Source organism: Microbacterium sp. ARD31 (genome assembly GCF_031844425.1).
This window is the reverse complement of the sequence record NZ_JAUZVE010000025.1, coordinates 63,493-83,740: the sequence shown is the minus strand read 5'-3', so window position 1 is coordinate 83,740 and position 20,248 is coordinate 63,493. Positions and strand designations below refer to the sequence as shown.

General features: G+C 73.2%; 19 protein-coding genes. 5 read left to right on the top strand and 14 right to left on the bottom strand.

Annotated elements, in window-relative coordinates; genetic code table 11:
* Positions 1 to 76: 76 nt before the first annotated feature.
* Both hemQ and hemG read right to left on the bottom strand, forming a co-directional pair.
* On the bottom strand, positions 77 to 796 hold the full coding sequence (hemQ, locus tag Q9S36_RS34875) for a hydrogen peroxide-dependent heme synthase (RefSeq protein ID WP_311289385.1): 720 nt from the start codon (positions 794 to 796) through the stop codon (positions 77 to 79).
* 5 nt (positions 797 to 801) lie between these two features.
* Positions 802 to 2,157 (bottom strand): protoporphyrinogen oxidase, encoded by a 1,356-nt coding sequence (gene hemG / locus Q9S36_RS34870; protein ID WP_311289384.1) that lies wholly within the window; start codon positions 2,155 to 2,157, stop codon positions 802 to 804.
* Positions 2,158 to 2,180: 23 nt separating this feature from the next.
* Between hemG and Q9S36_RS34865 the strand changes: the two genes are divergently transcribed.
* Positions 2,181 to 3,125: an NYN domain-containing protein gene (locus Q9S36_RS34865; RefSeq protein WP_311289383.1), complete on the top strand. Its 945-nt coding sequence runs from the start codon at positions 2,181 to 2,183 to the stop codon at positions 3,123 to 3,125.
* 68 nt (positions 3,126 to 3,193) lie between these two features.
* Entirely contained in the window at positions 3,194 to 4,153 is a 960-nt protein-coding gene (locus tag Q9S36_RS34860) for a DUF4349 domain-containing protein (RefSeq protein WP_311289382.1), read from the top strand.
* A gap of 141 nt (positions 4,154 to 4,294) precedes the next feature.
* Here Q9S36_RS34860 and Q9S36_RS34855 read toward each other — a convergent pair whose 3' ends face one another.
* The 5 genes from Q9S36_RS34855 to Q9S36_RS34835 are packed head-to-tail and all read right to left on the bottom strand — an operon-like array spanning position 4,295 to position 7,903.
* A complete protein-coding gene (locus tag Q9S36_RS34855) occupies positions 4,295 to 4,498 on the bottom strand; it encodes a hypothetical protein (RefSeq protein WP_311289381.1) in 204 nt (67 codons plus the stop codon).
* A 15-nt stretch (positions 4,499 to 4,513) separates the two neighbouring features.
* The gene (locus tag Q9S36_RS34850; RefSeq protein ID WP_311289380.1) at positions 4,514 to 5,635 is read right to left on the bottom strand and encodes an MFS transporter; all 1,122 of its coding nucleotides are present in this window, start codon (positions 5,633 to 5,635) and stop codon (positions 4,514 to 4,516) included.
* Complete coding sequence (locus tag Q9S36_RS34845) at positions 5,632 to 6,240, bottom strand: flavin reductase family protein (RefSeq protein WP_311289379.1); 609 nt, start codon at positions 6,238 to 6,240, stop codon at positions 5,632 to 5,634. The genes Q9S36_RS34850 and Q9S36_RS34845 overlap by 4 nt, the downstream gene beginning before the upstream one ends.
* A complete protein-coding gene (locus tag Q9S36_RS34840) occupies positions 6,237 to 6,764 on the bottom strand; it encodes an NAD(P)H-dependent oxidoreductase (RefSeq protein WP_311289378.1) in 528 nt (175 codons plus the stop codon). Before Q9S36_RS34840 ends, Q9S36_RS34845 begins: the two co-directional genes overlap by 4 nt.
* A complete protein-coding gene (locus Q9S36_RS34835; protein WP_311289377.1) occupies positions 6,761 to 7,903 on the bottom strand; it encodes an LLM class flavin-dependent oxidoreductase in 1,143 nt (380 codons plus the stop codon). Before Q9S36_RS34835 ends, Q9S36_RS34840 begins: the two co-directional genes overlap by 4 nt.
* A 204-nt stretch (positions 7,904 to 8,107) precedes the next feature.
* On the opposite strand from Q9S36_RS34835, the gene Q9S36_RS34830 reads away from it, so the two are divergent.
* On the top strand, positions 8,108 to 9,103 hold the full coding sequence (locus Q9S36_RS34830; RefSeq protein WP_311289376.1) for a LysR family transcriptional regulator: 996 nt from the start codon (positions 8,108 to 8,110) through the stop codon (positions 9,101 to 9,103).
* Here the strand turns inward: Q9S36_RS34830 and hemE are convergent.
* The gene (hemE, locus tag Q9S36_RS34825; RefSeq protein WP_396653901.1) at positions 9,069 to 10,115 is read right to left on the bottom strand and encodes a uroporphyrinogen decarboxylase; all 1,047 of its coding nucleotides are present in this window, start codon (positions 10,113 to 10,115) and stop codon (positions 9,069 to 9,071) included. The genes Q9S36_RS34830 and hemE overlap by 35 nt on opposite strands.
* A 71-nt stretch (positions 10,116 to 10,186) precedes the next feature.
* Here hemE and Q9S36_RS34820 point away from each other — a divergent pair, with 71 nt between their 5' ends.
* A complete protein-coding gene (locus Q9S36_RS34820) occupies positions 10,187 to 10,807 on the top strand; it encodes a DUF3000 domain-containing protein (RefSeq protein ID WP_311289375.1) in 621 nt (206 codons plus the stop codon).
* Between the two features lie 3 nt (positions 10,808 to 10,810).
* Complete coding sequence (locus tag Q9S36_RS34815; RefSeq protein WP_311289374.1) at positions 10,811 to 12,076, top strand: HRDC domain-containing protein; 1,266 nt, start codon at positions 10,811 to 10,813, stop codon at positions 12,074 to 12,076.
* 16 nt (positions 12,077 to 12,092) lie between these two features.
* On the opposite strand, the gene Q9S36_RS34810 is transcribed toward Q9S36_RS34815, so the two are convergent.
* From Q9S36_RS34810 to hrpA, 6 genes are all read right to left on the bottom strand, one after another.
* A complete protein-coding gene (locus tag Q9S36_RS34810) occupies positions 12,093 to 13,502 on the bottom strand; it encodes an extracellular solute-binding protein (protein WP_311289373.1) in 1,410 nt (469 codons plus the stop codon).
* Positions 13,503 to 13,576: 74 nt separating this feature from the next.
* On the bottom strand, positions 13,577 to 13,951 hold the full coding sequence (locus tag Q9S36_RS34805) for a type II toxin-antitoxin system PemK/MazF family toxin (protein ID WP_311289371.1): 375 nt from the start codon (positions 13,949 to 13,951) through the stop codon (positions 13,577 to 13,579).
* A 144-nt stretch (positions 13,952 to 14,095) separates the two neighbouring features.
* On the bottom strand, positions 14,096 to 14,692 hold the full coding sequence (locus Q9S36_RS34800) for a hypothetical protein (protein WP_311289370.1): 597 nt from the start codon (positions 14,690 to 14,692) through the stop codon (positions 14,096 to 14,098).
* Positions 14,693 to 14,701: 9 nt separating this feature from the next.
* A complete protein-coding gene (locus Q9S36_RS34795; protein ID WP_311289369.1) occupies positions 14,702 to 15,154 on the bottom strand; it encodes a DUF6069 family protein in 453 nt (150 codons plus the stop codon).
* Positions 15,147 to 16,136 (bottom strand): RNA polymerase subunit sigma-70, encoded by a 990-nt coding sequence (locus tag Q9S36_RS34790; protein ID WP_311289368.1) that lies wholly within the window; start codon positions 16,134 to 16,136, stop codon positions 15,147 to 15,149. Before Q9S36_RS34790 ends, Q9S36_RS34795 begins: the two co-directional genes overlap by 8 nt.
* A gap of 67 nt (positions 16,137 to 16,203) precedes the next feature.
* A complete protein-coding gene (hrpA, locus tag Q9S36_RS34785; protein ID WP_311289367.1) occupies positions 16,204 to 20,166 on the bottom strand; it encodes an ATP-dependent RNA helicase HrpA in 3,963 nt (1,320 codons plus the stop codon).
* Positions 20,167 to 20,248 lie beyond the last annotated feature (82 nt).

Genomic DNA, 20,248 nt, shown 5'->3' with positions numbered 1-20,248 from the left:
TAGAACAATGTTGAGTAACTTACTCTACATTGCTGGCGACGACCTGCGCGCCCGTCCCACGCAGGGCGTGTCGGCGTCAGGGCAGTCGCGCGAGCAGCTCCGCGGGCGAGACGCGGGCGCCGGTGTAGAACGGCACCTCCTCGCGCACGTGGCGGCGAGCGTCCGAGGCCCGCAGGTCGCGCATCAGGTCGACGATGCGGTGCAGCTCGTCGGCCTCGAAGGCCAGCATCCACTCGTAGTCGCCGAGGGCGAACGACGCGACCGTGTTGGCGCGGACGTCGGCGTAGCCGCGCGCCTGCTGCCCGTGCTCGGCGAGCATCCGGCGGCGCTCGGAGTCCTCGAGGAGGTACCACTCGTAGGAGCGCACGAAGGGGTAGACGCACACGTGGGCGCGCGGCTGCTCGTCGGCGAGGAACGCCGGGATGTGCGACTTGTTGAACTCGGCGGGGCGGTGCAGCGCCATCTGCGACCAGACCGGCTCGAGCCGGGCGCCGAAGGCGGTGCGCCGGAAGGCGTTGTAGGCCGCCTGGAGCTGCTGGGAGTCCGGCGCGTGCCACCAGACCATCAGGTCGGCGTCCGCGCGCAGGCCGCTGACGTCGTAGAGGCCGCGCACGACGACGTCCTCCTCGGCGAGCACCTCGAAGAGGGCCTCGACGTCGGTCGCCTCGGCGTCGCGGTCGGCCTCCCCGAGGACGTCGCGGAGCCTGAAGACCGACCACATCGTGTAGCGGATCGTGTCGTTGAGCTCCTTGGTCCGCGCCGCGTTGGTCTGCTCAGGGCTGGAGTCCGTGCTCATGGGGTTCATTCTGCCCGGGTGACCGAGGCCACAGCGCGGCGGGCCGACCCGATGACCGCCGGGATGCCGACGCCGTCGTAGGCCGCCCCGCAGACGGCGAGCCCGGGCAGCGCGTCGACCGCTGCGCGGATCCGCGCCACACGGGCGACGTGGCCGACGGCGTACTGCGGCAGCGCGCCGCCCCACCGCTGGACGTGCGTGTCGACGGGGCGGGCGGTGATGCCGGCCATGCCGGCGAGGTCGGCCAGGGAGACCCGGACGAGGCCTTCGTCGTCGGCCTGGAGCGTCGACTCCTCGCCGTGCCGGCCGAGCGAGGTGCGCAGCACCACGACGCCGGGGTCGAGGTCGCGCACCCAGCCCCACTTCGCGAAGGAGAACGTGGACGCCTTGATGGCGCGCTGCTCGACGGGTGGGACGAGGAACCCCGATCGCTCCAGGAGGGCGTCCGGCACGTCGCGGGCGCGGAAGGCCAGCGTCACCACGGCGACGCTCGCGGTCTCGATGCCGGCGAGCTCGGCCGCCGCGGCCGGCGCCAGCTCACCCAGCAGCCGAGCGGTCGCGGCCGCCTGCGTGGCCAGCACGACCGCTGGCGCCTCGACGGTCTCGGGGTGGGTGGTGGGGCCGACCGTGACGGCCCAGCCCGACGGCGTACGACGCAGCGCGCGGACCGTCGCCGAGGTCCGCACCTCGAAGCCTCCGCCGTCGGCGAGGAGGCCGGGGAGGCGACCCATCCCGCCCGGGAGGGCCGCGAAGACCGGGGTCGTGGACGACGGGACGGCGGCGGCCTCATCGAGCAGGCTCCCCCGCCGGGCCATCGCCAGCAGCTGGGGCACGGCCGCGGCAGCCGAGATCCGCCGGGCGTGGCCGGCGTACACGCCGCCGAGCAGCGGCTCGACCAGCCGGTCGACGAGCTCGTCGCCGAGGCGGGCGGCCACCAGGTCGCCGACGGAGACGTCGTCGCCGACCTCGCTGGGCTGCTCCTGTCGCGCGCGGGCCAGCCCCTCGGGGCTGAGCACCCCGCTCGCGGCCAGCTGTTCGACGTCGAACGGCACCCCCATCAACGACCGCGGCATGGTGCGCAGCGCCCCGCGCGACCAGACGCCGGACGTCGCGGAGGTGGGGTGCACCACCTCGGCGCCGATCTCGGCGGCCAGCCCGACGCCCTCGGGCCGGCGGGCGAGCATCGCCTCGGCGCCGACGTCGACGGTGAGCCCGGCGACCTCGCCGCTGCGGAGCTTGCCGCCGATGTGGGGCGAGCCCTCCAGCAGCAGCACGTCACGTCCTGCCGCCGCCAGGTCCCGTGCGACCACCAGACCCGCGACACCACCTCCGACGACCACCACGTCCCTGTCCTGCGCCACACCGTCACCCTAGGGTGAGCGTCATGGAGACCAGTGGGGGTGCCGACCGGATCGCGGTGATGATCGATGCCGACAACACGAGGGCGGCCTACGCCAACGAGGTGCTGAGCGAGGTCGCGAAGTACGGCAACCCCACTATCAGGCGGGTCTACGGCGACTGGACCAACCCCCACCTGAGCCGCTGGGCGCGGATCCTCAACAGCCTCGGCCTGCGCGCGATGCACCAGAACGCCTACACGAGCGGGAAGAACTCCACCGACCTCGCGCTCGTCATCGATGCGATGGACCTGCTGTACGACGGCAACGTCGAGGCGTTCGCGCTGGTCACGAGCGACAGCGACTTCACCAGCCTCGCCCACCGGCTGCGCGAGTCGGGCAAGACCGTCTACGTGCTCGGGGAGAACAAGGCGCCGGAGTCCCTGCGCAACGCGTGCGACAAGTTCATCGACCTCGCGGTGGTGGCCGAGACGCACGACGAGGACGACGCCGAGGACGACGCCGACGACACCGACCCGCGGGAGACGCCGTCGGTGGCGATCAACCTCCAGAGCGCGCTCACCCGGGCGGTCAACGCCGTCTCCGACGACGAGGGCTGGGCCAGCCTGCCCGCGCTCGGCAACCAGCTGATCCGCACGCATCCCTCCTTCGACGCCCGCAACTTCGCCGGCCCGGGGGCGCGGCTCAGCACCCTTGTGTCCGCGCAGCCCTACCTGGAGACCTCGGGGTCCGGGAACGCGATGCGGGTCCGCCTCAAGGGCTCTGCGCCCCGACAGCAGGCGAAGGGCCGACAGCCGGCCCAGAAGTCGACCGCTCCGAAGTCGACGGCGCAGAAGTCCGCGGCCAAGGCACCTGCCAAGGCACCTGCCAAGGCGGCCGCCGCGGATGCGCCGACCGAGGCGCCGGACAAGCCGGTCGTGAAGAAGACGGTCCGGCGCACCACCACCCGGAAGCCGGCCTCGCAGGACTGACCATCACGGTTCGGTCACGGGTCCGGCGACGGCGGAACCGCAGCGGTCGCGACGCCCGTCGGAGGGCCATGACGACTCTCCGGACCACCCGGACCCGCGCCGCCGGGATCCTCGCCGCGATCACCACGACGGCCGTGCTGGCCGCCTGCTCCTCCGACAGCGACAGTGGTGCGGACATGGGGCTCGCTGAGCCGTCGTCCCAGGACAACGGCTCCGGCTCGGGCTCGGAGGCCGGCGGGGCGGCCGAGGACCGTGCGACGAGCCGGACGTTCTCCGGGCAGTCGGGCGAGGACGCCGGCTCCGACAGCGCACCCGGCACGCTGGCCACCGAGCGCGCCATCGTGTCCTCCGGGACGGTCTCCCTGACCAGCAAGGACGTCGGCGCCGCACGGCGGGACGTCCAGCGCATCGTCGACGCGCAGCGCGGCGAGGTCACCGAGGAGGACACCGAGACCGACGACGAGGGCGAGACGTCGTACGCCCGGATGGTGCTCCGGGTGCCGAGCTCGGCGTTCGACGAGGCGATGCAGGCGCTCGAGGACGTCGCGGTGCTGCGATCCTCCAACCGCGGCTCGGAGGACGTCACGACGCAGGTGATCGACACCGGCGTCCGGGTCCGCGCCCAGGAGGCCAGCCTGAAGCGGGTCGAGCTGCTGCTCGCGCGGGCGAAGACGCTGAAGGACATCATCTGGATCGAGTCCCAGCTGACCAACCGCCAGGCCGAGCTCGACTCGCTGAAGTCGCAGCAGACCTGGCTGCAGGACCAGACGTCGCTGTCCACGATCACGGTCGACATCACCGCGAAGCACGACGCGAAGGCCGAGGAGCCCGACGACGAGGAGGCCGGCTTCCTCACCGGCCTCGAGGGCGGACTCGACGCGCTCGCCGGCACGGCCCTCGTGGTCGCGACCGTCGTCGGCGCACTCCTGCCCTTCGCCGTGGTGCTGCTGGTCCTCGGGGTGCCGGCGTGGCTCCTCCTCCGCCGCCGCCGCCGAGGCTCCCCGCAGCCGGCGGCGCCGAAAGCGTGATCGCTCGCTGCCGGGGTGGCGGCAGATCGCAGCTCCGCCGGCCGTACGACGGCAATGTGCCGCCACCCCGACGGGGCCACCACCAAGGGTGGCGGCAGATCGCACCCCCAGCCGCCTCGCAGCTGCGATGTGCCGCCACCCTCAGACGGTGACGACCTCTCGCGGGCGGCCCTCGGCATGTACGTCGACCCGGTCGAGGTCGGCACCGACCGTCTCCGGCAGGAAGCGGGCAGAGACCAGCGAGATGCCCGCCACCAGCACGTTGTAGCCGGCGACCCACCACAGCGTCCCGTCACCGCGGGTCACCAGCCACGCCGCGATGAGCGGCGTCAGCCCGGAGGCCAAGATCCCGGAGACCTGCTAGAGGGCGCTGAGGGCGGTGTAGCGGTAGCGGGTGTCGAACTGCTCGGACCAGAAGGCCGCGAGCGGGCCGTAGACCGTGCCGTAGACGAGGCCGAGGCCGACGACGAAGACCAGCGAGATCGCCCAGCGGTCCTCCGTCTGCACGAGGAAGGCGGCGGGGAAGGCGAACAGCAGGCCGAGCCACGCGCCGACGCGGTAGACCGGCTTGCGGCCGACCCTGTCCGACAGCGCGCCGGCGACCGGCACCAGCACGACGCCGACGGCCGCACCGACGAGGATGGCGTCGAGCGCCCACTCGCGCGGCAGCTCGAGGTTGGTGGCGACGTAGGCCAGCAGGTAGACCGAGAACAGGTTGAACGTGAAGCCCTCGATGAAGCGCGTGCCCATCCCGAGCAGCAGCGGTCGCGGCTGCTCGGCGAGGAGGTCGCGCAGCGGGAGCCGGGAGATCTCCTTGCGCTCCTGCACCTTGGCGAACTCCGGCGTCTCCATCACCGAGAGCCGGATGTAGGCGCCGATGCCGAGCAGCACGATGCTGACCAGGAAGCAGGCGCGCCAGCCCCACGCCAGGAACGCCTCCTCCGGCAGCAGCCCGGCCAGTGAGAACGCGCCCGCGGCGAGCACCAGCCCACCCGGCACGCCGATGTGGGCGAAGCTTCCGAAGAAGCCGCGGCGCTCGGCCGGGGCGTACTCCACCGCCAGCAGCACCGCACCGCCGTACTCACCGCCGACGCCGATGCCCTGCAGCACCCGGAGCACGACGAGCGCGATCGGCGCGAGCACGCCGATCTGGTCGTACGTCGGCAGCAGCCCGATCAGGGCCGTGCCGATGCCCATGATGACCAGCGTCAGCAGCAGCATCTGCTTGCGGCCGATGCGGTCGCCGAAGTGGCCGAAGACCAACCCGCCGACCGGTCGGGCGAAGAAGCCGACCGCGAAGGTGGCGAAGGCCGCGAACTGGGCGGCCGGTCCGTCGAGCCCGTTGAAGTAGAGCTTGTCGAAGACGACCGCCGCGGCGGTGCCGTAGAGGAAGAAGTCGTACCACTCGATCGTGGCGCCCACCGCCGAGGCGAGCGCGACGCGACGGGGGGTGGGGGCGGCCTGTGCGGCGTGGGCGCTCACGCGGCGTCCTCCGCGTCGTGGTGGTCCTGAGCGGGAGAGTCGGACGAGCCACCGTCGACCTCGGCGCCGTTGATCCGGCCGTCGAGGCGGGCGGGGTCGAGGTCGTCGCGGTGCAGCTTGGCGAAGGCCGAGCGGTGGAAGACGAGCGGGTGCTCGCCGTCCCCTCCCCCGACCTCGTGGACCTCGAGCAGCACGATGACGTGGTCGCCGGCCCCGATCTCCTCGCGGATCGAGCAGTCGTAGGTCGCGACGGCCTCGTCGAGCAGCACCGAGCCGTTGCCGGTCACCTTGAACGGCAGCCCGGCGAAGCGCTCCTCGCGCGGCCCGGCGAGCTGGCGGCACACCACGTCGTGGTGGTCGGCGAGCACGCTGATGCCGACGCGGTCGGCCTCGCGCAGCTGGGGCCACGTCGAGCTGCTGGTGGAGATCGAGAACGAGACCAGGGGCGGCTCGATGCTCACCGAGGTGAACGACGAGGCGGCGATGCCGGTCAGCTGGCCCTTCACCGACGCCGCCACGGCGACGACCCCGGAGGGGAAGGCGCCGAAGGCATCGCGCAGGGTGCGCTGGTCGAGGGTCGGGGAGGTCGTGGACGGGACGGTCATGCGGACACCACCTGTTCGGACTGTTCGGAGGGGAGGGCGGGCAGGTACGGCGCTGCGGCGGCGAGCCACTGGTCGTACGGCTCCGGCTGCTCGTGCTCGCGGTCGAGGACGTAGAGGCCGCGGGTCGGCACGGACGCGCCGAGCTCCACGAGCACCTGGCGCAGGCCGTGCTCCGGGGCGAGCGCGTGGGCGTCGGACGCGCCGAGCATCAGCGGGACCGCGGTGACCCCGCCGAGGCCCTGGTGCGGGAAGCGGTCGAGGAACGCCTTGAGCAGGCCGGTGTAGGTCGCCTTGTAGGTCGGGCTGGCGACGATCACCACGAGGCTGCCGGACACCTGCTCGACGAGCTCGGTGACCGTCTGCGACGACCAGTCTAAGAGCTCGCCGGCGTGGTCGGCGAGGTCGACCACGAGGTCGGCCCCCCCCAGCCGGTCGGCGAGGGCCAGTGCGGCCTCGTAGGTCCGCGAGACGGGCTTGGGGTTGCCGACGACGACGGCGACGCGGGGGCTCGTGCCGCTGGTCATGACGCCGCCTTCTGAGCACCGAACGGCACGGATGCGCGCGCGGTGACCGGGGCCGGGTGGGTCCACAGTCCGCGCTTCTCCAGCACCGGCAGCACGCCCTCGCCGAAGTGGTAGGCGCCCTCGAGGTGGGGGTAGGCGGAGAGGACGAGCTCCTCGATGCCCACCGCGGCGTACTCCTCGATCAGGTCGGCCACCTCCTCGTGGCTGCCGACGAGCGCCGTGCCGGCGCCGCCGCGGACCAGGCCGACCCCGGCCCAGAGGTTGGGGTGGATCTCGAGCCCGTCGCGGCTGCCGTTGTTGAGCGAGAGCATGTTCTGCTGGCCGACCGACTCCGAGCGCCGCAGGCCCTCCTGCACCCGGGCGATGTCGTCGTCGGAGATGCCGGCGAGCAGGCGGTCGGCCTCGGCCCACGCCTCTTCCGAGGTGTCGCGGGTGATGGCGTGGACGCGGAGGCCGTAGGTCAGGGTGCGCCCCTGCTGCTCGGCGAGCTCGCGGATCCACGCGATCTTCCTCGCGACCGCGGCGGGCGGCTCGCCCCACGTCAGGTAGACGTCCGCGTGCTCGGCGGCGACGCGGCCGGCCGCCGGTGAGGAGCCACCGAAGTAGATGGCCGGGACCGGGTCGGGCAGCTGCTGCAGGCGGGCGTTCTCCACGCGCAGGTGCCGGCCGGCGAAGGTGACCTCCTCGCCGGTCCAGAGCCGGCGCACGATCGAGAGGAACTCGCCGCAGCGCTCGTAGCGCTCGTCCTTGTCGAGGAAGTCGCCGTAGGCGCGCTGCTCGTGCGACTCGCCGCCGGTGACGACGTTGAGGAGCAGGCGACCGCCGCTGAGGTTCTGGAAGGTCGCGGCCATCTGCGCGGCCAGGGTCGGCGACGTCATCCCGGGGCGGAACGCGACGAGGAACTTCAGCCGCTCGGACAGCGGGGCCAGCATCGCGGTGGTCAGCCAGGCGTCCTCGCACCAGGCGCCGGTGGGCGTCAGCGCGGCCTCGAAGCCGAGCTGCTCGGCGCTCCGGGCGATCTGGCCGAGGTACGGCACGCTGGCGGGTCGACCGGCCGCGCCGTGCTCGACGCCGTGGCCGCCGCTGACGACGTGGCGGCCGTCGCCTCCGTTGGTGGGCAGGAACCAGTGGAACTTCATGGGTGCTGTCTCTCCTGGGTGGGGATCTGCGGACCCCCGGACGCGGAGGCCGCGCGTCGACGCGCTTTTGTACAGTTACTTAGTACACTTTAAGGACTCGGCCCTGGAACCGGGCGACCACGGCGACAGGTTCTGCCGATCACCCCCGAGGCCGACCCCGGTCCATGACGGACCGGGCACGACGATGCGAGAGCAGGAGACAGCGTGCGGATCGAACAGCTGGAGTACCTCGCGGCGGTGACCGAGCACGGGTCGCTGCGCCGGGCGAGCGAGGCGATGCACATCTCCCAGCCGGCCCTCAGCGAGGCCGTGACCAAGCTCGAGAAGGAGCTCGGCGCGACCCTGCTGGACCGCCGGCGCACCGGATCCCGGATCAGCCGTCAGGGCCTGGACCTCCAGCAGTTCATGACCGAGGTCCTCGAGGCCGTGGACCGGTTGCGGGAGGCAGCGGGCCAGCAGTCCGCGCGGCGCCGCGACCTGCGCATCGGCACCGTCAACACCGCCTCGTCGAGCCTGCTCGCGCCCGCGCTGCGCGACCTGCACGCGCGTCACGGCTCCGGCGGCGTCGAGGTCGTCAACGGGCGGCAGTCCGACATCCAGCAGGGCCTGGCCGAGGGCGCCCTCGACCTCGGGCTGGTCAACGTGCTCCCCGGCGACGAGGTGCCGCCGTCGCTCGTCGCGGACCGGCTCATCGAGGGCACGCCGGTCGCGTGCCTGCGCGCCGACCACCCACTGGCCGCCCAGGAGCGGGTCACCGTCGACGACCTCCGCGCGGAGCCGCACGTGCTGATGCGGCCCGGCTTCGTGATGCACCGCTACGCGCACCGGCTGTTCGCCGGGGCGCTGCCGGGGACGACGTACTCCACCGACGGGGCGGAGATGGGCAAGTCGATGGTCGCCGCCGGCCTGGGCATCTCCGTGCTGCCCGACTTCTCCATCACCCACGACGCCCTCGTGCGGGCGGGCGTGCTCACCACCAGGCCGATCCAGACCGACCAGACGACCGTGACGCTGCTGATGCTGCGCCGGCGGGCCGATCGGGTCCCCGAGCCGTTGCGCGACCTGCAGGCCGCGCTGGTCCGGCAGGCGCGCGCCTACCTCGCCTCGCTGACGCTGCCGCCCACCGGCTCGGAACCGGAGCCGGACGTCGCCCCGGTGACGTCGATCAGTGCTCGTGCACGAACTCGGTCAGCGCCGTGAGCTGACCCGGGTCGGTCGAGGGGATCACCCCGTGGCCGAGGTTGAAGATGTGGCCCTTCGCAGCGCGGCCCGCCTCGATGACCTCGGCCGCGCGGGCGGTCATCACCTCGGTGGGCGCGAAGACGAGCGTCGGGTCGAGGTTGCCCTGCACGGCGCGGTCGCCGACCAGCGGGATCGCCTGGTCGAGGGGCGTGCGCCAGTCGACGCCGACCACGTCCGCGCCGGCCTCGCCCATCAGGCCGAGCAGGTTGGTGGTGCCGACGCCGAAGTGGATGCGCGGCACACCGAGCTCGCCCGCCGACGCCAGCACCCGCGAGGAGTGCGGCATGACCGAGGCGCGGTAGTCGGCCGGGGTCAGCGCCCCCGCCCACGAGTCGAAGAGCTGCACCGCCGACGCGCCCGCCTCGACCTGGATCCGGAGGTACGCCGCCGCGATGCCCGCGATCTTGCGCATCAGTGCGTCCCAGACGTCGGGGGCGCCGAACATCATCGCCTTGGTCCGGGCGTGCTCCTTCGACGGCCCGCCCTCGACGAGGTACGACGCCACCGTGAACGGCGCGCCGGCGAAGCCGATCAGCGGCGTGGCGCCGAGCTCGGCCACCAGCTGGCGCACGGCCTGCGAGATGTAGGGGACGTGCTCGGGCGTGAGGTCGGGGATCGCCTCGACGTCGGCGAGCGTGCGCACCGGCGCGGCCACGACCGGGCCGACGCCCGGCTTGATGTCCAGGTCGACGCCGACCGCCTTGAGCGGCAGCACGATGTCGGAGAAGAAGATCGCCGCGTCCACGCCGTACCTGCGGACCGGCTGGAGGGTGATCTCGGTGACCAGGTCGGCGTCCATGCAGGACTCCAGCATCCCGATGCCCTCGCGCACCTTGAGGTACTCCGGGAGCGAGCGCCCGGCCTGCCGCATGTACCAGACCGGCGTCCGGGACGGCCGCTCACCGCGGGCGGCGGCGAGGAACGGGCTGTCGGCGAGGCCGGGATGGGGCGTCTGGGCGGGGTCGGTCACGCCCGAATCTTCGCAGGTCAGGCGGCGTGGCGGCACATCGGCAGCGCGCAGGGCTGGCCTACTCTGGAGCAATGGTGGCCCGTCACGAGACCCACCCGAGCAGTGCTGCCGGGGCTGGGCCTGCGGAGTTCCGCGCGGCTGTGGAGTCGATGCGCCGGGCCTCGCTGCGCCCGGAGGTGCTCTGCGAGGAGATGCCCGCGCCGCAGCGCATCGCCCCCTGGTCCTCGGCCCTGAGCGGGGACGTCACGGTCGACGACGAGGACCTCGGCACCGGACGGCTGATCCTGCTGCACGACCCCGCCGGCAACGACGCCTGGGACGGCACCTTCCGCTGCGTCGCCTACGCCCGCGCCGAGATCGACCCCGAGCTCGGCGCCGACCCGATGCTGGCAGCGGTCGGGTGGTCCTGGCTGACCGAGGCCCTCGAGGCCCACGGCGCCGGCTTCCACGCCGCCTCGGGGACGGTCACCTGCGTCACCACCGAGAGCTTCGGCGGGATGGCCGAGGAGCCCGGCACCGCCCAGGTCGAGATCCGCGCCTCCTGGACCCCGGCGGTCGACGAGGACGGCGCCCTCGACATGACACCCCACGTCGAGGCCTGGGGCGAGCTGATGTGCACGGCAGTCGGGCTGCCACCCGTGCCCGAGGGCGTCACCGCCATCCCCAGCCGGCGCGGACAGCGCGGCACCTGAGCGATGGCTGACCCCGCAGAGACCGACCCCGCTCCCCCGCACGAGGAGGCCGAGGCTCCCCCGGCTCCCCTGCTCGAGCTCCGCGACGGCCTGCCCGAGGTCGTGGACACCGACGCCGGGCTCGCCGAGGCGTGCGCCGCGCTCGCCGCCGCGACCGGACCGGTGGCGATCGACGCCGAGCGCGCCTCCGGCTACCGCTACTCCAACCGCGCCTACCTCATCCAGCTGCGCCGCGAGGGCGCGGGCACGTGGCTCATCGACCCGATCCCGATGTCGTCGATGGCGCCGCTGCAGGAGGCCCTCGACGGTGCCGAGTGGATCCTGCACGCCGCCACCCAGGACCTCCCGTGCCTGCGCGAGATCGGCCTGACCCCCACCAGCCTGTTCGACACCGAGCTCGCCGGCCGCCTCCTCGGCTACCCGCGCGTCGGGCTGGCCACGCTCGTGGAGACCGTGCTGGGCCAGCGGATGCGCAAGGAGCACTCCGCCGCCGACTGGTCGACCCGACCGCTGCCGAAGCCCTGGCTGGAGTACGCCGCCCTCGACGTCGAGGTGCTCATCGAGCTGCGGGCCCACCTCGCCGAGGAGCTCGAGGAGACCGGCAAGGCCGAGTGGGCCCGCCAGGAGTTCGACCATCTGCTCGGCTTCGAGCCCGCGGTGCGCAACGAGGCCTGGCGCCGTACGTCGGGCGTGCACCGGCTGCGTGGACGACGGGCCCTCGGAGCGGCCCGGGCGCTGTGGGAGGCCCGCGACGCGATCGCCGCCGAGCGTGACGTCACACCCGGCCGGATCCTGCCCGACTCGGCCATCGTCGTCGCCGCCACCGCGATGCCCACCGACCGCCGCACGCTGCTGTCCACGCAGGGCTTCCACGGCCGCGGCGCCAGCCGCTACGCCGCGAGCTGGGTGGAGGCGCTGCAGCGGGTCCGTGCCATGTCCGAGGACGAGCTGCCGACCCGGGCCCCGCGGGGCGACGGGCCGCCGCACCCCCGCACCTGGGCCGACCGCGATCCCGTTGCCGACCGCCGCTTCAAGGCGGCCCGCGAGGCGATGCTCAACCTCGCCGAGGCCCACCACCTCCCGGTGGAGAACCTGCTGACCCCCGACTACCTCCGGCGGCTGATGTGGGCGCCGCCGTCGACCCGCGAGCCCGCCGCGCTGGCCGACGCCGTCCGCGCCCAGCTGGCGTCGTACGGCGCCCGGCCCTGGCAGGCCGAGGTGATCACCGGAGCGCTCGTCGGCGCGATCCTGGGGGCCGAGGCGGAGTAGCCGCCGCTGCCCCTCGTCACTCCGACGGCGACTCGGACGGGGACTCGGACGGGGACTCGGACGGGGACTCGGTCTCCTCGGGCTCCTCGGGCGAGAGGACGGCCTGCGAGGCCTGGTCGATCTGCTCGGTGACCAGGTCGAGGTCGAGCACGCCCGGCGCGGTGACCAGGCGCTCGAGCAGCGGCGTGACCGCCTCGACGAGCTCCTCGCGCCGGTCGATGAAGGGCGGGACCTCCATGTAGCGGATGCTCGCGTTGAAGACGCCGGCGTGCTCGGGCTCGAGCGTCGGGGCGAGGAACTCCTCCGAGGAGGCGACCTCGGTGTTGGCCGGGACGATGTAGCCGGTCGAGGCGACGGTGGCGATCGCGGCGTCGGACACGGCGTAGGCGATGAAGTCGGCCGCGTCGCCCTGCACCGTGGAGTCGCTGGACAGGCACAGGCCGCTGACGTCGCCGACGGTCGCGCGCGTGTCGATCGTCGGCATGGGCAGCACGTCGAAGTCGAGGTCGTCGGCCTCGCGGAGCTCGGGCACGAGGTTGCGGAAGCCGGCGATCATCGCCAGCTCGCCGCGCTTGAACAGCTGGACCGGGGTCGCCCTCGCCAGCTGCGCGTTGGTCGGGGTGACCGTGGGGTCGCGCAGGATCGCGAGCGTCTCGCTGAGCGCCTCGCGGGTGTTGTCGTCGGAGAAGGCGAGCGAGGTGGGCTCGCGGTCGTCGTCGAAGACCTCGCCGTCACCGGAGTAGATGAACGGCGCCAGGCCCTGCAGGGTGGGGTCGATCCACACCCCGCGCTTGTCGCCGCGGCGCGAGGCGAACTGGGCGGCGGCCCCGAACTCCGCCAGCGTCCAGCGCTCGCGGTTGCCCTCCGCGTCGGCCGTGGGCACGTCGTAGTCGCGGCGCTCCATCTTGTCGAAGTCGACCATCTCGGTGTTGTAGTAGATGACCATCGGCGAGACGGAGTACGCCATGCACTGCAGCTCGTCGTCCATCGCGAAGGCGTCGACGGCGTCCAGCGAGAAGCGGTCGCCGAAGTCGACGCCGCGCTCGTCGAGCAGCAGGCTCACGGGCTGGAGCACCTCGGCGTCGACGAGCTGGTCGAGGTCGATGCGGGAGGTGAGGAAGGCGTCGGGCGCGTTGCCGGCGAGCACGTCCTCGAGGGCCGACTCGTGGTCGGGCCACGACTTCAGGGTGACCTTGCGGGTGCTGGACGCGGCGTTGAAGGAGTCGACGACGCTCTGGAAGGCCGCGACCTCCTCCTCGCTGCCGTAGGCGCCGAAGGTCACCTCGCGCGGCTTCGCCGTCGGCTTGCCGGTCTTCGTCGGGGACGCCGACGGCTCGGTCGCGGGCTCGGCGTCATCGGTGCACGCAGCCGTGGCGAGCGCCACCGTCAGGGCGCAGCCGACCAGGGAGAGACGTCGCAGCAGCACGCCGAAACCCTAGGGCATCAGCCCAATCCCCGGTCGGCGCGCGCCGGGCGCCCCGCGGGAGTGAGACCTGCGCCTCAGCGGGGCAGGGCCCGGACCGCGGCGACCACCGCGTCGAAGACCGCCCGGTCCAGCGCCGCGCCCTCACGTCGTACGCCGGTGGGGTCGAGGTGGATGGTGCGGTCCAGCCGGACCTCGCTGGGGCGGCCCTGGGAGTCCCACCCGCCGGTGCCGACGTCCATCCAGTAGCGGCCGTGGCGGGCCTCGTCCTCGGCGTCGCGGTCGTGGTCCTGGCTGCTGAGCATCAGCCCGGTCCAGCCGTCGCCCTCGACGCCCAGGACCAGCACCGGACGGTCCTTGCCCTGGCTGGGGTCGTCCTCGTAGGGCACCCATGCCCAGACGACCTCGCCGGGATCCGGCTCGCCGTCGATCTCGGGCTCGTAGGTCGTCATGGTCGCGAGACTAGGCGACGCGCGGCGGGAGACGTGTGAGTGCGCCGGACCGGGAGCGCCTCACGGCGCGTGGCCGCTCGTAGCGGCTCATTGTGGGACCCGGGGCTGCCACAGCCCGACGCACTCGAGGACCATTTTAATCCGCTAGGCCAGTGTGTTGGCGATTTCCCCGTGTCCGGCGGCCTCGAGCTGCTCCGACAGCACGAGCATCCGGGCGATGTCGTCGTGGCTCGAGGCGCCGAGGGTCGCCCGCCCGGCCGCCACCACGCGCGCGAAGGCCGCAGCGCGCAACAGCGTCACCGCGAAGTCGCCGCGCGCGATCCCGCGCAGCACCTCGTCGACCATCGACCGCAGCTCGTCGGGACCGGGCGGGTCGGCCACGCCGGCGACGACCCGGGCGACGTCGGCGCGGCGCTGACCGGCGTCGTACTCCTCGGCGACCCGCTCGGGGTCGGCGTGCACCCAGGCGCGGAGCACGAACAGCCGCCACAGGCTGCCGGCGAGGGTGTCGGCCGGGGCACCGGACCAGACCTCGGCGAGGGTCTCGAGGCCCTCGCTCTCCGCGAGGTGGACCACCCGCTCCGCGAGGGCGGGGTCGTCGGACTCCCGCGCCCCGCGGACCAGGATGGTCGCGGCCAGGTCGCCCGCCTCCCGCACCCGGGCGGGGTCGGTGCCCCCTGCGATCTCGGCGAAGAAGCCGTCGCCGGGCGTCATCGGGCGGTGGTGGGTGCGACCGGTCATCGCTCCAGACTAGGCGGACCCCACCGACCGGTGTGCGGAACTCGTGCGCAGTCCGCGCGCCAGCGCGGGGATCATCACCGCTGCCGCGACGAGGTGCAGCGCCACCAGCGCGAGGCTCGTGCCGAGGCTCGCCCCGACCACGAACGGCGGGACGAGCGACGCGGCCGTCAGCACGACCGCCGTCGTCACGAACCGCTCCGCCGGGCGCGCGCTCCACCGCAGCAGGGCGAGCGCCAGGCCGACGCCGACCAGCGAGAAGACCCCGGTCACGAACGCCACCCCGGAGACCGGGATCGTCTCACCTCCGTCGGGGACCTCGAAGCCCACGCCCGCGACCCGGGCGATCGCGGCGCCCGCCGCCGTGGCTGCCATCGCCCCGACCGTGCCGAGCAGGCCCGTGCCGACCAGCCGGCCGACCCCCCGGGTCGTCGCGCGGCGCGCGTCCAGCGTGGTGTCACTCATCGCCGGCCTCCAGCCGCTCCGGGAGCCCGAGCCGGGCGAACTGGTCGGCGTCGAAGATGGTCACCTCGGTGACCTGCCCTCCACTGAGACGCAGCACGTCGATGGTGAGCGGCAGGTACGCCGCCGCCTGCTCGCGCCACAGGTAGTAGGCCACCGCGGGCTGGCGGTTGACGGCGGTGGGGACCGGGCGCAGCCCCGTCATCCCCGGGTAGCCGCCGGCGGTCCAGTCGGCGAGCACGGCGTCCCGCCCCACGACCAGACCCTGCGTGGGGGGCATCGCGAACCGCACGTCGTCGCGGAGCAGGGTGGCGATGGCGTCCATGTCGGTCGCCACGCTCGCCTCGGTGAAGCGGCGTACGAGCTCGCGGTTGTCCGCGTCGTCCTCGCCGCCCGTCCACTCCTGCCGCTCGGCGGGCAGGTGCTCGCGCATGCCGGCGCGGGCCCGCTGGAGCGCGCTGTTGACCGACGCGACGCTGTCGCCCAGCAGCTCGGCGACGTCCTTGGCGGGCCAGCCGAGCACGTCGCGCAGGATCAGCGCGGCCCGGGCCCGCGGCGCGAGGTGCTGCACCGCGACGACGTACGCCAGCTCGATGGTCTCGCGGGCCACGGCGAGCGCCTCGGGCTCGTCGGCGTCGCTCGCCGGCAGCTCGTCGAGGAGCCGGTCGGGATAGGGCTGCAGCCACAGCACCTCGCCCCCGGTCGCCGGCTCCGGGCGCCGCTTGGCCAGCAGGTCCAGGCAGGCGTTGGTGGCGATCCGGTAGAGCCAGGCGCGGAACGTCGAGCGGCCCTCGTAGGTCTCCCGCCGCCGCCAGGCCCGCAGGAAGGTCTCCTGCACGGCGTCCTCGGCGTCCTCGAAGGACCCGAGCATCCGGTAGCAGTGCACGTGCAGCTCGCGCCGGTGCCGGTCGGCCAGCGCCCAGAACGCCGGCTCGTCGATCCCCTCCAGGTCCGTCACGTCCCGCTCCTCCAGCTGTGCGCCCATCGTCCATCCTCTCCGTGCGTCATGTCCTGACACACGTATGACGGGCGCGGGCCCGGAAACTCATCGCTCAGGCGCGGTGCCCGACGGCCGTGCCCATCACCTTCCGGATGCGCTGGTCGCTGACCTTCTCCCGGGTGCCGAGCTGCTGCGCGAAGAGCGAGACCCGGTACTCCTCCAGCAGCCAGCGTGCGTCACGCAGGTGCTGGGGCAGCGGCTGGCCCTCGGGCAGCGCAGCGACGGCGTGCAGCCACGCCTCCTGCAGGCCCGAGAGCTGGTCCATCAGCTGGCGGTCGCGGGCCACCTGGCCGTCGAGCCGCTCGCGCCGGTGGGTCACCGCGGCGAGGTAGCGCGACAGGTCGCGCAGCCGGGAGACGCCGGCCTCGCCGATGAAGCCGGGCGCCATCAGGCGGGCGACCTGGGCGCGCATGTCGGTCAGCGCCGGGAGCGTCATCAGGTCGGCGCGGCCCGAGAGGGCCCGGTCGGTGGTGCGCCAGGTCTCGAGCACGCGCATGACGTCGTGCACCGCGGCGCTGGTCCCGCTCGTCACGGCGTCGCGCGCCGCGACCACCACGGCGTCGTACGACGCCTCGTCGCGCACGGCCGGCCGCGCGTCGACCACCTCGCCGACGATCGCGGCCCGGACGTCCTCGACGAGGTCGCCGACGGAGGGGTACGGCGACCCGACGAGGGCGAGCCGGGCCCGCTGGTCGAGCCCCGCCGCGGCCAGCACGTCGTCGACCGACGGCCCCGGGCCGAGCGCGAGCAGCACCAGGCGGCGCACGCCGAGGCGGTGGTGGGCGGACGCCTCGTCGGCGGTGGCCAGCACCTGCAGCCCGACGCTCGCGCCCTCGTCGACCAGCGCCGGGAACCCGCGCACCTCGTGGCCGGCGCGCCGCTGGACGAAGGACTCGTCGATGGTGCCGAAGGTCCACGTGGTCTGGCCGCTGGCGGTGACGCCGGAGTCGGCGGCGACGTCGGCCATCGCCTGCTCGAAGGTGGGCCGCAACGGCTCCTTGAGCGCGTCGAGGTCCTTGCCGCGACCGGCCTCGGCGCCCTCCTCGGTGAGCACGCGGTAGGTCGGCCGCAGGTGGTCGGGCACCTTGGACCAGTCCCACGCGTCGCGCTCGATGACGAGGCTGCGGGTGCTGCGCGCGAAGCGCTCGAGGGCGTCGAGCAGCGGCTCGGCACCGGGTGGCGTGGCCGCGAGGAACTCCCGCGCGGTGTTGGGTGCGGGCACCATCGCGACGCGGAGGTTCTTGGGCAGCGAGCGGATCAGCTCGGTGACCAGCTCCTCGCGCAGGCCGGGCACCAGCCAGGAGAAGTCGTCGGCGTCGATGCGGTTGAGGGTCGCCACGGGTACGTCGATGGTGAGCCCGTCGTCGGCCGCGCCGGGCTCGAAGTGGTAGCTGATCGGGAAGGTCAGCCCGGCCTCGTCGGAGTCGTGCCACTCGGTCGGGAAGTCACGCTCGCGCACCTCGCCGGCGGTGTCGTGGGTGAGCATCGCGGGGTCGAAGGTGAGGAGGTCGGGGCGCTTCTGGCGGGCACGCTTCCACCACTGGTCGAAGTGCGGGCCGCTCACCACGTCGGCGCCGACGCGCTGGTCGTAGAACTCGAACAGCGTCTCCTCGTCCACGACGATGTCGCGGCGCCGGGCCCGGTGCTCGAGCTCCTCGGCCTCCTCGAGCAGCCGGGTGTTCTCGGCGAGGAAGCGGTGGCGGGAGTCCCACTCGCGCTGCACGAGCGCGTGGCGGATGAACAGCTCGCGAGCCAGCGGCGGGTCGACCTTGCCGTACTGCACGAGGCGGTCGGCGACCAGCGGGACGCCGTACAGGGTGACGCGCTCGCGGGCCATCACCGCGGCCCGCTTGCGCGACCAGTGGGGCTCCGACCAGGTCCGCTTCACGAGGTGCGCGCCGAGGCGCTCGGCCCACTCGGGCTTGATGGCGGCGTTCTGCCGCGCCCAGAGCCGCGACGTCTCGACCAGCTCGGCGCTCATCAGGAAGTCGGGGTTGCGCCCCTTCAGCACGCTGCCGGGGAAGATCGCGAAGCGGGCGTTGCGGGCGCCGAGGTACTCCCGCATCGGCCGCCGCTCCCCCGGCTTGCCCTTCTCGCGCTCCTCCAGGGCGCCGATGTGGCTCAGCAGCCCGGACAGCAGCGCCTGGTGGATGCCGTCCTCGTCGTACGCCGCCCCGCCCTCTCCGCCATCGGTGGTCGAGGTGCGAGCGGAGCCAGCCTCGGAGCCCCTGCCCTTGCCCAGGTCGAGCTTGAGCTCCTTGCAGACCTGCCGCAGCTGGGACTCGTAGTCCTGCCACTCGCGGATGCGCATGTAGTTCAGGTGCTCGCGCCTGCACATGCGGCGGAACGCGCTCGACGACAGCTCCTTCTGCTGCTGCCTGACGTGGCGCCAGAGGTTGAGCCAGGTGAGGAAGTCGCTGGACTCGTGGGTGAAGCGGGCGTGCAGCTGGTCGGCCTGGGCGCGTTGCTCCTCCGGCCGCTCGCGCGGGTCCTGGATGGACAGGGCGGCAGCGATGACCAGGACGTCGCGCAGGCAGCCGAGGCGCTCGGCCTCGAGGATCATCCGTCCGAGCCGCGGGTCGATGGGCAGCCGGGCGAGCCGGCGGCCGATGTTCGTCAGGCGCGGCGGCGCGCTCCCCCGTCGGTCGAGACCCGCGGGTTTCGAGGCTCGCTGCGCTCGCACCTCAACCTCCGAAGGCTGCGCTCGCACCTCAACCGACGAGGACCCGGAGGCCGGCCCTGCCGTCACCGCGCCGAGCTCCTCGAGCAGGTCGGTGCCGGCCTTGACGTTGCGGCGGTCGGGCGGCTCCACGAAGGGGAAGCGCGCGATGTCGCCGAGGCGGAGCGAGGCCATCTGCAAGATGACGCTGGCGAGGTTGGTGCGCAGGATCTCCGGGTCGGTGAACTCCGGCCGCGCCTCGAAGTCCTCCTCGGAGTAGAGCCGGATCGCGATGCCCTCCGACACACGTCCGCAGCGGCCGGAGCGCTGGTTGGCGGAGGCCTGGCTGATCGGCTCGATCGGCAGCCGCTGCACCTTCGTGCGCACGGAGTAGCGGCTGATCCGCGCGACGCCGGTGTCGACGACGTAGCGGATGCCGGGCACCGTCAGCGAGGTCTCGGCGACGTTGGTGGCGAGCACCACGCGGCGCACGGTCGAGGGGTGGCTGGAGAAGACCTTGTGCTGGTCGGCGGCGCTGAGGCGGGAGTAGAGGGGGACGATCTCGAGGCGGTTCGCACCTCCCTGCTGGCCTCGCAGGGCGTCGAAGGCGTCGGCGGTGTCGCGGATCTCCCGCTCGCCCGGCAGGAACACCAGCACGTCGCCGGGTCCCTCGGCCGACAGCTCGCGCACGGCGTCGACGATGGCCTCGGTCTGGTCGCGCTGGACCGGCTCCCCCTCCCCGTCGTTCTCCGGCAGCTCCAGCAGCGGGCGGTAGCGGATCTCGACGGGATACGTCCGCCCCGACACCTCGACGACCGGCGCCCGGAAGTGCGCGGCGAAGCGCTCGACGTCGATCGTGGCGCTGGTGATGATCACCTTGAGGTCGGGCCGGCGCGGCAGCAGCCGCTTGAGGTAGCCGAGCAGGAAGTCGATGTTGAGGCTGCGCTCGTGGGCCTCGTCGATGATGATCGTGTCGTACCTGCGCAGGTCGCGGTCGCGCTGGAGCTCGGCGAGCAGGATGCCGTCGGTCATCAGCTTGACCCGACTCGCGCGGGAGGTGCGGTCGGTGAACCTGACCTGGTAGCCGACGACGTCGCCGAGCTCCGTGCCGAGCTCCTCGGCGATCCGCTCGGCCACCGACCGCGCGGCGATCCGGCGCGGCTGGGTGTGCCCGATCAGTTTGTCCTGCCCGCGGCCGAGCTCGAGGCAGATCTTCGGCAGCTGGGTGGTCTTGCCGGAGCCGGTCTCGCCCGCGACGATCACGACCTGGTGGTCACGGATGGCGGCGGCGATGTCGTCGCGGCGCGCGGAGACCGGGAGCTCGGGCGGGTAGGAGATCTTCACAACGGGCGCCATTCTCGCCCACGGCGGCAACCGGATTACCCCTGTTCAGTGATCCCCGGTCAGCCGGGGATCACTGAACTTGTCAGGCCGTGCA